We start from the raw sequence: 13,947 nt of genomic DNA on the forward strand, positions 1-13,947 counted from the left end.
CTCTAACTCCCCACTCCCCACTTTCTACTCAGCACTCAGCACTCAGCACTTAATTATGAGCATTACAGTTACAGGTACTATCGAACATCGTCAACTTGGCATGGGCGCTTGGGCGCTAGTTACAGATGAGGGCGTTACTTACGAAATCCTCAAAGGCGCAGATAAAAGCTTACTCAAAGCCGGACAAAAAGCAAAAGTTAAAGGACAAGTGCGTGAAGATATCATGACAACTGCCATGATAGGCCCTGTCCTAGAGGTTAAATCTTTTGAAGTTATTAGTTAGTTGTCAGTTGTCAGTTGTCAGTTGTTATTCTTCGCGTCCCCGCATCTTCGTGCCTAAGCACTGGCCGTTGAATTTAGAACCTGTTGCAGGCGACTTCTAAACTCTCCTTTGGGATGACCTCCTTTTACTTCACCCATAATCTGAAATTCTCCTTCTGGAGAATCACAGAGAATATAAGTAGGCCATCCCATCTCTGATTTATCGGGATATTGGGTTAACAAAATCTTACGATACTTGCGATAAGTAGCTGTATCTTGCATTTTCACATCAATAAATTGCAAACCTAGCTCTTCAGCCACCTTTTGGTCATAAAAAGACATTTTGTGGCAGATGCCGCACTCTTCCGAAGAGAACTTAATAATAGCTAAACTCATCTGGCTCTGTGCCTCTCTGCATATAGGCAGTATATAATAACATAGCTCTTGGCAGCTTACCACAAACATAGCATCTTAAATACCTCAATAGCCTAGAATCAAGGTATTTTAAGTTTCAATTTGAGGTAGCGTTCTTTGCTCGTCAAGGAATGAAAATTATTTAGTAACAAAGATAGAATGTGAACCAGTATTTAATGATATGATGGGCAGACTTACGATTTTTACGTAACGGAAATTTTATCGGGTGTCCAAGCAATACCGCCGCTGAGTACTGCGTCCAACGCAAAAAAAGCAATATCCTTAAATAATTCATTATTTGGCTAACACTGCGAGTTAAAGCACCTAAACTGAGGTCATACCCACCAAAAGTACCCTAAAAACCTTATCTGTGAAGAGGTTGCTGGCGCGGATTAAAAGCAAAATAAGTCAACAAGCGGTGACACTAAAAGGAATAACACATCATACACTCTAGAATATTGTTCTCAAGTTGCGCTAGAATATTGCCCTAAGCAAATATCAGCGGTTAGGGCACACAAGAAAAGATTTCCCACAAAAATCCCCCAGTGAGTGTTAGCCAACCAGGGGAGTTAATTATCAGGGTGCATCTACCAATTAAATGTTCTCAGCCCAAACACAATCTTCCGGATTAATTTGTACAAACTGAAGTTGTTTTTTTCTGAAGATAAAAAAATCCCCTAGTGGTGGTAGCCAATTAGGGGGAGTTAATTATCAGGGTGCATCTACTAATTAATCTGTTCTAGAATTAAGCAACATGTTCCGGATAAAATTGTCACTAATGGAGATGCTACTTTCTCAGCAAAAAAAAATCCCCCAGTGGTGGCAGCCAACTAGGAGAGTTAGTTATCAGGGTGCATTTACTGATAATCTATTCTAGGATTAGACAGTATGTTCCGGATAAAATTGTCACAAATAGAGACGCTGTTTTCTCAGCAAAAAAAAATCCCTCGGTGGTGGCAACCGGCTAGGAGAGTTAATTATCAGGGTATGTTTATCATTAATTGATCTTTTTGAGGCGCAATCAGTAACTTCCAGATAAAATTTTCATCAATGGAGTTACTGTTTGCCTCTCATAAAAAATCCCCCAGCAAGTGTTAGCCAGCCAGGGGAGTTAGTTATCAGGGTGCATCTACCAATTAAATGTTCGCGCCTGCATCAGCGTCTTCCGGATAAATATTTCATAATTATGGTTGTCAGTGGTGTCCAGCATAAAAAAACAGTGAGTGTTAGCGAACTAAGAAAATTAGTTCTCAAAGAGCAATTTTCTCAAGTTAAGCTCTATTCTCTGGATAAAAATGCTTGTATTGGTAGTTGTTATTCAACATTAAAAAAAACCCTAGCAGGCATAAACCAACTAGGGAATTTGAAGATCAAGGTGCATCTACCAATAAAGTGTTCTGTGCGGATGCCAACCAATCCGGATAAAGTTGTAGAAGCTGAGAAAGCAAGACAACTTAGTTTAGAAACATTCGATAGCAGGATGCATCTAAGGTATCAGAAGGAGCAAAAAATCGACTTGAAACTTTCGCGTTTCAAACTAGATTTAGGAGGCGAACAGGAGAAACTGTGACTCAAGAATTTCACATTTCCGTAACCCCAGTAGGACAAAATGACTACTTGGTGCGGACGGAACGAGTCGCGCCTGGAGTGCCATTGGCAGAAGAACTGGTGACTTGGCCTGTAGTTGAATGGTTGGCTGTGGCTGGGCATCTGATGAATGACCCATTAAAGTCGGTATTGCAGGGAGATGCATTACCCTTCAGCGGGCGGGAAAGCGACATTGCCAGGAACTCTGTCAATTTAGTGGCATTGGGCCAGCAGTTTTATAACGCACTGTTTCAAGGCACTCTTAGAGATAGTTGGATTACCGCTCAAGGTATTGCCCAAAACCATCAACAGGTACTACGTCTGCGTCTGGGGTTAAAAGATGTAAGATTAGCACGTCTGCCGTGGGAAGTGATGCACGCAGGCGATCGCCCCCTAGCAACTGGGCCTTATGTTGCTTTTTCTCGCTACCAAAGCGGAATTCTGGCGGCATCGCGTTTGCCATCGAGAAACATACCTAAAATATCACAAGAAGATGGCGTGAAAGTTTTGATGGTTCTTGCTTCTCCTCCCGATCGCATCCATCTCGACCTCCTCAAACAAGAAGCTATCAGACTGCAAGCGGAACTTCATCGCAACATTTCACGAACTGACGAAAATGGCAATCATCTTCCCGAAATTGAACTAACCCTGCTAGACCAACCAGGGCGGGAAGAATTGACACAAGCTCTAGAACAAGGAAGATACCATGTTCTACACTACTCCGGTCACAGTAGCTTAGGGCCGAACGGTGGCGAAATATATCTTGTTAGCAACCGAACTGGCTTAACAGAAACCCTCAGTGGCGACGATTTAGCAGGCTTGCTCGTTAACAATAACATCCAAATGGCAGTGTTTAATTCCTGCTGGGGAGCATATACAGCTACATCCGATACTGTTGGGGAAACAGGCGAACGTAACTTGACTGAAAGTTTAGTCAAGCGCGGTATTAGAAGCGTTTTGGCAATGTCAGAACGCATTCCCGATGAAGTAGCGCTAACACTCACACAATTGTTTTACCGCAACCTCAGTCAAGGATATCCTGTAGATTTGTGTGTGAGTCGAGTGCGTCAGGGATTAATATCTGCTTATGGTTCTCACCAGACATACTGGGCGTTACCGATTTTGTATCTCCAGCCAGAATTTGATGGTTTTCTCTGCCCAGAAATTTCTGTAGACTTAAGTGCAGATTCGCTCAACGAGTACAGACCGCCTCGTACAAATCCTAGTACAACGTACTCTGCGATCGCAGATGATACCGACCAGATGCATTTACCAATCGACGACATGATGCCCTCTGGTTTAGTTCACGATTCTTCTGGACTGGATTGGCTTGGTGAGGAGACTTGGGGCGATCTCGTTGACGAAATTGAGTATGATGACCCAAGTTATGCAGAAGATTCAGCTTTAGTTTCAGATTTATTTCGCCAGCTTGATAACCAAAACACACTCAACGAGCAACCTCCTGTAGCTGGGGAAATGCAACAGATTAGAGAAAATAATCTTCACAAAGAACAGGTTGCTGGGGAAATTGCCCGCCTTGAAAGACAAGTCAAGTCGTGGCGAGAAGTTCCAGAAGCAATCACCGAACCTAACCGCAATGTGGCAGAAGGTTGGAAAAATTCTCTGACCGCATCATCACAAAATTCATTGACTCGTACCCGCCGTCAACTGCGACCTATTATAGGTATTATCGGAGCAAGCGCGATCGCAGGTGCGCTTGGTTTAGGTTGGTGGTGGCAACGACAGATATCAAACTTACCTAAAATACCGCCAATTCCTACCCAGTCTCTACCCACCGCAAAGAACCCTAATACCGACTTAAACAAGACTGCGACTGGAATTGTGACTGCTATTGCTACAGAGAAATTAAGCCAGGGCGACTTGCAACCTGGGCTTGCAGCAGTAGAAGAACTACTCAATCGTGGCGCACTTGCTGCTGCTCAAGCTGCCTTGACTTTAGTGCCGTCAAAGCAAGCCGACGATCCATCTGTTAACTTTCTCAAAGGACGATTGGCATGGCAATCTGTGCAGATTAAAGACGAAAAATACAGTATCGATGATGCCCGTCGTTACTGGGAAAGTGCTGTCAAGGCGCAACCAGATTCGCTTTTGTATAATAATGCTTTGGGATTTGCCTACTATGCAGAAGGCAATCTTAACCGAGCGAATGACTCTTGGTTTAAGGCTTTGAATTTAGCTCTCAAGCAACAAAATACAGCTTCTACTGCACCAGTTTCGGTGAAAGCAACAGTACCTCAAGATGGTTTAACTTCCTATGCTGGTTTAGCCATTGGATTGTATAAATCTGCACTCAATCAACCTGCTGCTAAACAAGCACAATATCTGAATGAAGCCATCAAGTTACGGCAAATGGTGATTACGGACGATCCAGTAAATTTCCAAATCAATAAATTAAGTAACAATTGGCTATGGACAGAAAAGGCGATCGCAGATTGGCGATCGCTTCTCCAGGAGAAAAGTGGAAAGTAAAAGGGATTGGGGATTGGGGATTGGGGATTGGGAAAGGGAAAGGGGGAAAACTTTGTTTGATATCATGTCCGGTAAATCACTTACAATGAAAAATTCTCCGCGTCCCCGCGTCTCCCCATCTCCGCGTCACTCTTATCGTAACTATTTAGGCGGACATGATATGATTCATTTTCCCCTTCCCCTTTACCCTTTTCCCAGTCCCTAGTCACCATTTACCTTTTTGGCGATGAAACTTCCAATATTTCTAAAAGCGATCGCTTGATAATTTGACTCACTAGCTGATTGCCTTGCAAATTAAGATGTATATGGTCTTGGTACAGGGCTTTAACGTTAGCGGCGGCATTAAATATCGGTAGAAAATCTACATAAGTAATTTGCTGGGCTTTGGTAAAATCGTCCAAGCGTTGCCGTGCTTTGATTTCGTAATCGCGGGGGCCTGGTTCGCCAATTTCTCGCAGTAAGGGAGTCATGATCAGTAAGAATTTACTATTGTTGTTGCGAGTCAGCGCTTGAATTTTACCTATCGCCTCTAGATTAATCCCGACGCGATCGCCTGCTTCTTCTTGTACTGCTTTCATTTCGGGAATTGGCTTTTGCTTGGTGAGGTAACGCTGCCAGACTTCCACTAAGGCAAGAGGAGGTTTACTATCTGGGTAGTTGCGATCGCGTCCCACTGGTAAAGCAGTTGGAGCAGTAGCAAATAAATCATCGGTATTAATTAATAACACCACTGCCTCAGCATTAAAATTGCCAAACTTTTGTAAATAGGCTAATTCGTTTCTTGGCCCCCAAGAGTTAGCTGAAGCATTTAGCACTTCTAAAGTTTGATATTTCTCAGTGGTAGCTGATATTAGGGAACCCATCATCAAACTAGAAATTGTATTGATTTGATCTGTCCACCAACCACCATTAGCGATAGAATCCCCAATAAGTAAGACTCGCAGTGTCGAAGGCGCTGGCATCTGGGAAATCGCTGCACCGCGCATAGAATACTCATTAATTTCAATGCGATTACCAAAGCGACGCGTGCGCTGGTGGGGGGCTAATAAATAACCAATATCCGGATCGCCAATATAAATCAGGGGATTCCCAAAACCAAACAGCGATCGCAGTCCTAGCTCTATCGCCGCCAACAATCCTATAACTACCACCAAAATTGCGATCGCCACTTCTTTCACCTGCAAACACCCTTCAAAATTAAGTTGTGAATTATACTATATTCTTTCGACTTGGGAGATGGTGGCGGAGCGGAGGGGCACAGGGGCACAGGGGAAAAAGACGGTTGCAGAAATTACCTTATCCCCCTATCTCCTCATTTCCCCATCCTCTTCTTGGCTCCTAACTACTGATTCTTGTACAGACGCGATTAATCGCGTCTCTACTACAACTGACAAACATAACAGAGGATATGTTGCACACTTGTATAAAGATAGCTACTATATCTGGGGTAATAAGTAAATTTAGGATTGGACTAGTTGCAAAGCTTAAACAAAATATTATGAGCAACTTTGCTCGATATGCAAATAGAAGGACTACAATCAAAACGGACAAATTAGCCCTGAAACAAAGGAGGATTACAAAATTATGTCCGACTTAAATCGAGGCATTATGAAATTTAAGGGTGCTGACTCCCCAAAAGCAGTCACTATTTCTACTGTATTACTGTTGGGGTCGATTGCAGCCCTGATTATTTGGGCGTTGCAAGCTGCCTATGCGCTAAACTAAAACCATTAGTAGCCTAAGAAGGATACTGGCAAAAAACGGTTTCCGTATAAGCTAAGTGTCCTTCTAGCAACTAATAAAAGAAAGCGCCCAAACACCCATCAAAAAATTTCAGAAAACTTTTAAATTTAGAGATTTGAGATTTTAGGTGGAAGATAAATCTAAAATCACGCCACTTGCTATAACTCTTTAAGCAGAGCTACGCAGTGGATCTAAAATCTACAATGATTGAACTTTGGGGTGCCTTAGTTATTTTAATTGTCTGCCCCCTCGTGGGTGCGTTACCAGCGATCGCTTGGATTACCTACGCCCTGACAGGGAAGCAGTTAGCAAGAGTTGGTACTAAAAATATCAGTGTCTCAGCCGCTTTTTATCACGGTGGCACACTGGTAGGAATATTGGCAGTTTTGTCCGAAGCTTTGAAAGGAATTGCGGTAGTCTTACTGACCCGTATCTTTTTTAAAGAGGGATCGCCTTGGGAAATAGTTGCTCTAATTGCCCTAGTATTAGGTAGATACTGGATAGGTAGAGGGGCAGGCACAACAAACGTTGCTTGGGGATTTCTGGTACACGATCCGCTGGTGGCAGGATTTGTCAGTTTTTTTGCACTAATCGGCTTTACGGTTCTGCAATCCCGACGACTGGTAAAGTATGGAGTGTTATTCCTATTTCCCTTGTGTGTGATTATCCTGCACGCTGATGATTTTCCGAGAATTATTGCTGCTGTTACCCTCGCTGGCTTGCTGGGGTGGATTTACATGCGGATTCCTGATGACTTGAATCTATCAGCCCAAGAAGTCGAACCAGAGTCCCAAGCCGCTTTTGAATATTTGCGCGGCAATGGCGAAATTCTCACTCTTGATGATGAGTTAGATGCTGCTGTAGTCGGACAAAAGGCAGCTACATTATCTCAAATTAAGCGATGGGGTTATTCAGTACCCAAGGGGTGGGTACTTAGTCCAATGGACAATCCCCAAAACTTAATCGACATTCTCCAGCCTTCAGATTTATCGCCCTTAGTGGTGCGTTCCTCGGCAATTGGGGAAGATTCGGAACAAGCTTCCGCCGCTGGGCAATACGAAACATTGATTAACGTTACCAGCAAACAGCAATTGCAAGAAGCGATCGCTGCTGTTCGCGCTTCTTACAATCATCCCACAGCCGTGCAATATCGGCGCGATCGCAGTTTACCAGATGCGGCAATGGCAGTGCTGGTACAACAGCAAGTCCAGAGTGTCTATTCGGGAGTGGTTTTCAGCCGCGATCCCATCACTCAACAAGGCGATGCGATCGTCATTGAAGCCCTTCCAGGTAGCCCGACGCAAGTTGTTTCTGGAAAATTCACGCCAGAACAATATCGCGCTTTTGTCGTCGAGTCAGAAAGTATCTCGTCTGTCCATTTGGAAGGAACAGGGCAAGTCCCACAAGCATTAATCAAACAGGTAGCATACTTAACCCGCCACATCGAAAAGCGTTACCACGGTATTCCTCAAGATATCGAATGGAGTTATGACGGTCAAACTCTTTGGGTGTTGCAAGCTAGACCGATTACGACGCTGTTACCCATCTGGACGCGCAAAATCGCAGCAGAAGTAATTCCTGGCGTGGTTCACCCTTTAACTTGGTCGATTAATCGTCCCTTAACTTGTGGCGTTTGGGGAGATATTTTTGGTGTAGTTTTAGGCGATCGCGCTTTTGGACTAGATTTTAGCGAAACTGCCACACTGCATTATTCTAGAGCTTATTTTAGTGCATCTCTGCTAGGAGAAATTTTCCTCCGTATGGGATTACCGCCAGAAAGTCTGGAGTTTTTAACCAGAGGCGCTAAAATGAGCAAACCGCCGTTGCGGACGACTTGGGAGAATCTACCAGGACTAATGAAGCTGCTGAAACAAGAATTAAATCTCGAAAAAGACTTTAAGCAAGATTACAGCAAACGATTTATTCCAGGGTTGTCGCAATTAGCTCATGAAGCAATAGACGAACAAGAACCAGCCCAACTATTAGAAAAAATAGACTTTATCCTAGAATTACTGCATCGCGGCACTTACTACAGTATTTTAGCCCCATTGAGTGCAGCCTTAAGGCAAGCAATTTTTCGAGTAAAAGATAGTAAAATTGATAACAGTGTTACCCCAGAGGTAGCGGCATTGCGATCGCTAAATGCTTTAGCCGCAGATGCCAAACAAGTATTACCTGATTATCAACCAGATAAAGTGTTTGAGCAGTTGGCGCAAACAAAAGAAGGAGAGAAGATTTTATACGAGTTTCAAGAACTGCTTGAAGACTACGGTTATTTAAGTGATGTCGGTACTAATATTGCCATTCCCACTTGGAAGGAAGACCCGCAGCCAATTAAGCAATTGTTTGTGCAGTTGATTCAGGGACAACAACAGACAGAGGGTATAGACCCGGTAAACCGCGCCTTATCGGGAAGGCGCAAACGCGGCTTTGTGCAACGACGTGTAGATATTAAAGGACGAGTTACCGAAGTTTATTCTCGGTTATTAGCAGAATTACGTTGGCGATTTGTCGCTTTAGAAAAGATTTGGTTAAAAGCCAGCTTACTCAAAGAAGTAGGAGATATCTTTTTTCTGGAGTTAGATGAAGTACGGCGTTTGGTTGCCGATCCTGAGTCTGAGTTAAGCCAGCAATTGAATGAGATCGTAAAATCGAGGCGATCGCAATTCGTCCAAGACAGTCAATTTACTCAAATTCCTGTTTTAGTCTACGGGAATGCACCACCTCATCCCCTAGCCCCTTCTAATATCTACTCCGACCAGATATTACAGGGTATTCCTGCCAGTCACGGGCAAGCAGAAGGACGGATCAAGGTGGTACGAAATTTACAAGACTTGCCAGAAATAGACAAAGAAACAATTTTAGTAGTACCTTATACAGATTCCGGCTGGGCCCCATTGTTAGTCAGGGCTGGCGGTTTTATTGCTGAAGCTGGAGGACGGCTTTCTCACGGGGCGATCGTTGCTCGTGAGTATGGAATTCCCGCAATCATGGATGTAAAAGGCGCTACATGGCTTCTGCAAGATGGTCAGCGGGTAAGGATTGATGGGTCTAGGGGTATTGTGGAACTGTCTTATGACTTGCGACCAGAATTATATTAATTCGTAATTCGTAAACGGTAACAGTGAATTGCGGGGATGCTTTTCCTTCTCAAGTTTTGCTACCTATAGTTTCATAAAATTGAGTAATTGCAAGCATAACCAGAAAATCTCATGCAAATCAAAACCAAAACGTTTAATATTACTCCCAAAGAATTTAGGCAATTACTCGCATCGTACTATTTTAGACAGAGAAGAAATTTACTAATTTCATACGGTGTTCTGTTAGTCATCACTTTTTTGTTACCCTTTGATGAAAAACTTGTTTTTTTACGAATATATTTTTTATTCTTGTTTGCATTTGGTTTAGTTGCCCCTTTTTTTATCAATCTGAAAAAGACTCAATCGATATTAAACTTTATTGCTAGATATTGGGAGATAGATGAAAATTTTATCTCTATTTATTATGAAGATGGCAGTCTATCAAAGTTACGATTTGAGCATTTAGTTAAAGCTATTAAGTTAGGTGAATATTACTTGCTTTTCATGACGGCGGCAGGGTATTTTCACTATTTGCCAATCAGCGCTTTTGAATCGGAAAAAGATATACATAGATTTGATTTATTTTTAAAAGGCAAACAACTAATTAAATTGTGGTAATTCCTATATAGGAATCCAATTTGATTTATGAAAATATCCAAGTATATTTAGGGTGTGTTATCGCTCTTAAGTACGGCATCAGAGTCTTTGGTTTATACGTTAGCCAGAGGCATTAGGTTGACTCTGGAGAGTACAAGATTCTTTACACGATTGGCAACGGTATTGCAAAAGAGAAAGACATTAGCTGTAATTACCAAAGCGGTGGGGTACAACAACGAACAATCGTTTGCAAATTGAAAACAAATTTACTGAAAAATTAAGATTTATTTAAATGAAACAACCAAAATGTTGTTGAAGTTAGGAGTCAGATGCCAATTGGTAGCGAGGTTTGAGCGATCGCACTCTCAAAGAAACTGATACAAATCTCCACTTCATTAGGGCTACAAGTTTTGCGACAATCAAAAACGATTTAATAATCATGCACTCATAGTCCACCGCTTATCGGACTCTGTGTTATTTCAGTTGAAAAGGGAGAACACCAGATGAAATTGGCTTACTGGATGTATGCAGGGCCAGCCCACATCGGCACACTGCGAATCGCCAGTTCGTTTAAAAACGTTCATGCGATCATGCACGCCCCACTCGGCGATGACTACTTTAACGTCATGCGCTCCATGTTATCGCGGGAGAGGAACTTCACGCCAGTAACAACCAGTGTCGTTGACCGCAACGTTTTAGCACGCGGTTCCCAAGAGAAGGTGGTAGACAACATCACCCGTAAGGATGCTGAAGAACACCCGGACTTGATTGTGTTAACTCCCACCTGCACTTCTAGCATTCTGCAAGAAGACTTGCACAACTTTGTGGAAAGGGCACAGTTGGAGGCAAAAGGAGACGTAATGCTAGCGGATGTGAACCACTACCGCTACAACGAACTGCAAGCTGCCGATCGCACTCTAAATCAAATTGTCCAATTCTACATTGAGAAAGCCCGCAAAAAAGGCGAACTACCAGCAGGCAAAACCGAAAAGCCCTCCGTCAACATTATCGGTATGTCCACCCTTGGTTTCCACAACCAGCACGACTGCACCGAACTCAAACGGCTGATGGCTGATTTGGGAATTGAGGTGAATACCATCATTCCTGAAGGCGCTTCGGTGAACGAGTTGAAGAAAATGCCGAAAGCTTGGTTTAACTTAGTACCTTACCGCGAACTCGGCTTGACAACGGCTCGTTACCTAGAAGCAGAATTCGGAACCCCCTACATAGACATTACCCCAATGGGTGTAGTGGAAACAGCTCGCTGTATCCGCAAAATTCAGCAGGTAATTAACGCCCAAGGTGCTGATGTAGACTACGAAGAATTCATCAACGAGCAAACCTTGTATGTATCTCAAGCTGCTTGGTTCTCTCGTTCTATTGACTGTCAAAACTTGACTGGCAAAAAAGCTGTCGTGTTTGGGGATAACACCCACGCCGCCGCCATCACCAAGATTCTCTCACGAGAAATGGGGATTCACGTTGTTTGGGCTGGAACTTATTGTAAATATGATGCAGACTGGTTCCGCGAACAAGTCAGCGAGTACTGCGATGAAGTCTTGATTACCGACGATCACGGCGAAATTGGGGATGCGATCGCCCGTGTCGAACCCTCCGCCATCTTCGGCACTCAAATGGAACGCCACGTTGGTAAGCGCTTAGATATCCCTTGCGGCGTAATTGCTGCACCTATCCACGTGCAAAACTTCCCCATTGGTTACAAACCATTCTTGGGTTACGAAGGTACAAATCAAATTACAGATTTGATCTACAATTCTTTCACTTTAGGAATGGAAGATCATCTGTTAGAAATCTTCGGTGGTCACGATACTAAAGAAGTAATTACCAAAGGAATTTCTGCTGATTCTGATTTGACTTGGACAAAAGATGGTCAAGCAGAATTGAACAAAATTCCCGGATTTGTACGCGGTAAAGTGAAGCGCAACACTGAGAAATTTGCCCGCGATCGCGGCATCAAAGAGATATCAACTGAGGTATTGTACGCCGCAAAAGAAGCTGTCGGAGCGTAGATTTCTATTTAGCCATTAGCTTTCAGTAGATTTTTATATTAGAGCGTTCCTTGTTGGAATGCTCTTATTTTTATCTAAATAAAATTCCAGAGCCAGAATTCAGTATGAATTGGAGTCCGACTGGTGGATAAATAAGTGGGTTTAAAACCCCCACTAAATCGAAGATTTATTGATTTACAATTAGTAGCGGGTCTCAATACCCCACGCCTTTGATTCTGACTTCTGGATTCTTCAATATTAACTTCAGTATTGTTTGTTATTTAACTCGATCTATTTAATAAAGTTTTAGCTATTTTTCTGTTATAGTCTTTTGGATCGTTTTCAGCAATTGCTTGGATTTGTGAAAGTGCATAATTGGGTAGGCTAATTACGCTGAGTGCTTTCAAAGTATACTGACGTAACTGCGGTGCAGGCTCGGATAGATTCTCTAATAAATGAGGAATTGCTAATTCACAACTTTTTTTGAAGCTATTAGCGAGTTTATTTATAGCTGAAGCAGCAAGTCTTCTATCATCGTATGAATTTGCACTAGAAAGATATGGCAGAAGATGTTTAATAGCTTCTTCTCGATTGGATTCTCCTAATTCAAATGGAGTCCAACTAGCCATTTTTTCAGATTGATTATGTTCGCAAACAATTTTTGCCGATGTTTGAAAGTCTGCGATCGCTCTCTGTTTATCGTTTAATTTATGATAACTTTTTCCTCGGTAATAATAAGCTTCAGCAAAATTGGGATTCATCTGTAATGCCTGGCTAAATTCTTGGATTGCTTTTTGATACTCAAGTAACTGCAACTGAACTTTGCCAAGCTGATAGTACGTAATCGCATTATTGGGTTTGAATAGAAGGTGTGAACTATCCTTCGGTTCCAAAGATGATAATTGCTCAAGCTTTTGATTTTTAAACTCTAGAAAATCAATAAATTTCAACACTTCTTGTAGTGAAATTTCTGATAGGTATTCTAGTTTTTTTATAATCTCTCCTTGCAAAGGATTTATCATAAAGTTACAAGATGTTAAATACTCTATTCAGGAATAATTTAAGATAACTAAATATTTATCTCCAAATAATTGAAAAATTTAAAACAAATCCTGGTAAAATATCTTCACCTGATAGTTGTTGTGGCGATGTTAATATTTCCACTGGTTGACCAAGACGATAAATTTCTACTTGACGCATTTTGGGATTAATCAACCAACCTAATTTGACTCCATTATCGATATATTCCAGCATTTTCTCTTGAGTTTCTTGCAAAGTATCGCTGGGTGACATTAACTCTAAAACAAAATCTGGGGCAATTGGGGGGAACTTTTCTTTTTGTTCGGGTGTGAGTGTATCCCATAGCTCTTTTCTAATCCAAGCGACATCAGGAGAACGGTTAGCACCATTGGGGAGTTTAAAGCAGGTGGAAGAATCAAAACAAATTCCTAGTTGAGTTTGGCGGTTCCAAATTCCGAACTCAACAGAAATTTCAAAATTACGATTTCCTGTTTCTCCGCCTGTGGGTGGCATAATGAGAAGTTCTCCAGCTGCATTGCGTTCAAATTTGATTTCAGGGTTTTCCCGACAGAGTTGATAAAATTGGTTGTCGGTGAGTTGGATGATGGAATTTAATTTAATGGCGATCGCTGTCATAACTAAATATTTATCCCCAGATTATTTGTAAGTTTAAAACAAATCCTGGTAAAACATCTTCACCTGATAGTTGTTGTGGCGATGTTAATATTTCCACTGGTTGACCAAGA

The 13,947-nt window shown here is 42.3% G+C and carries 11 protein-coding genes; 7 read left to right on the forward strand and 4 right to left on the reverse strand.

Going from position 1 to position 13,947, the window contains the following annotated elements; genetic code table 11:
• Positions 1-55 precede the first annotated feature (55 nt).
• The gene (locus I8752_RS04055) at positions 56-283 is read left to right on the forward strand and encodes a hypothetical protein (protein WP_214431048.1); all 228 of its coding nucleotides are present in this window, start codon (positions 56-58) and stop codon (positions 281-283) included.
• A 53-nt stretch (positions 284-336) separates the two neighbouring features.
• Here the strand turns inward: I8752_RS04055 and I8752_RS04060 are convergent, their stop codons facing one another.
• Positions 337-657 (reverse strand): thioredoxin family protein, encoded by a 321-nt coding sequence (locus tag I8752_RS04060; protein WP_214431049.1) that lies wholly within the window; start codon positions 655-657, stop codon positions 337-339.
• Positions 658-1,738: 1,081 nt separating this feature from the next.
• Between I8752_RS04060 and I8752_RS04065 the strand changes: the two genes are divergently transcribed.
• Both I8752_RS04065 and hetF read left to right on the forward strand, forming a co-directional pair.
• Positions 1,739-2,245 carry a hypothetical protein gene (locus tag I8752_RS04065; RefSeq protein ID WP_214431050.1) on the forward strand — a complete coding sequence of 169 codons (507 nt, stop codon included), beginning with the start codon at positions 1,739-1,741 and terminating at the stop codon, positions 2,243-2,245.
• On the forward strand, positions 2,242-4,752 hold the full coding sequence (gene hetF / locus I8752_RS04070) for a cell division protein HetF (RefSeq protein WP_214431051.1): 2,511 nt from the start codon (positions 2,242-2,244) through the stop codon (positions 4,750-4,752). The genes I8752_RS04065 and hetF overlap by 4 nt, the downstream gene beginning before the upstream one ends.
• A gap of 212 nt (positions 4,753-4,964) precedes the next feature.
• Here hetF and I8752_RS04075 read toward each other — a convergent pair whose 3' ends face one another.
• The gene (locus I8752_RS04075) at positions 4,965-5,930 is read right to left on the reverse strand and encodes an SGNH/GDSL hydrolase family protein (RefSeq protein ID WP_214431075.1); all 966 of its coding nucleotides are present in this window, start codon (positions 5,928-5,930) and stop codon (positions 4,965-4,967) included.
• A 406-nt stretch (positions 5,931-6,336) separates the two neighbouring features.
• On the opposite strand from I8752_RS04075, the gene I8752_RS04080 reads away from it, so the two are divergent.
• The 4 genes from I8752_RS04080 (at position 6,337) to bchB (ending at position 12,202) form a co-directional block, all read left to right on the forward strand.
• Positions 6,337-6,477 (forward strand): hypothetical protein, encoded by a 141-nt coding sequence (locus I8752_RS04080; protein ID WP_017652995.1) that lies wholly within the window; start codon positions 6,337-6,339, stop codon positions 6,475-6,477.
• A gap of 221 nt (positions 6,478-6,698) precedes the next feature.
• On the forward strand, positions 6,699-9,596 hold the full coding sequence (locus tag I8752_RS04085) for a glycerol-3-phosphate acyltransferase (RefSeq protein ID WP_214431052.1): 2,898 nt from the start codon (positions 6,699-6,701) through the stop codon (positions 9,594-9,596).
• A 111-nt stretch (positions 9,597-9,707) separates the two neighbouring features.
• The gene (locus I8752_RS04090) at positions 9,708-10,193 is read left to right on the forward strand and encodes a YcxB family protein (protein WP_214431053.1); all 486 of its coding nucleotides are present in this window, start codon (positions 9,708-9,710) and stop codon (positions 10,191-10,193) included.
• A 482-nt stretch (positions 10,194-10,675) separates the two neighbouring features.
• Entirely contained in the window at positions 10,676-12,202 is a 1,527-nt protein-coding gene (gene bchB, locus I8752_RS04095) for a ferredoxin:protochlorophyllide reductase (ATP-dependent) subunit B (protein WP_214431054.1), read from the forward strand.
• 260 nt (positions 12,203-12,462) lie between these two features.
• On the opposite strand, the gene I8752_RS04100 is transcribed toward bchB, so the two are convergent.
• Together I8752_RS04100 and I8752_RS04105 are read right to left on the reverse strand one after the other, a co-directional pair.
• Complete coding sequence (locus I8752_RS04100; protein WP_214431055.1) at positions 12,463-13,203, reverse strand: tetratricopeptide repeat protein; 741 nt, start codon at positions 13,201-13,203, stop codon at positions 12,463-12,465.
• A gap of 55 nt (positions 13,204-13,258) precedes the next feature.
• On the reverse strand, positions 13,259-13,837 hold the full coding sequence (locus I8752_RS04105; protein ID WP_214431056.1) for a Uma2 family endonuclease: 579 nt from the start codon (positions 13,835-13,837) through the stop codon (positions 13,259-13,261).
• Between the last annotated feature and the right edge of the window lie 110 nt (positions 13,838-13,947).

Source organism: Dendronalium phyllosphericum CENA369 (assembly GCF_016056275.1).
GTDB classification, from domain to species: domain Bacteria; phylum Cyanobacteriota; class Cyanobacteriia; order Cyanobacteriales; family Nostocaceae; genus Dendronalium; species Dendronalium phyllosphericum.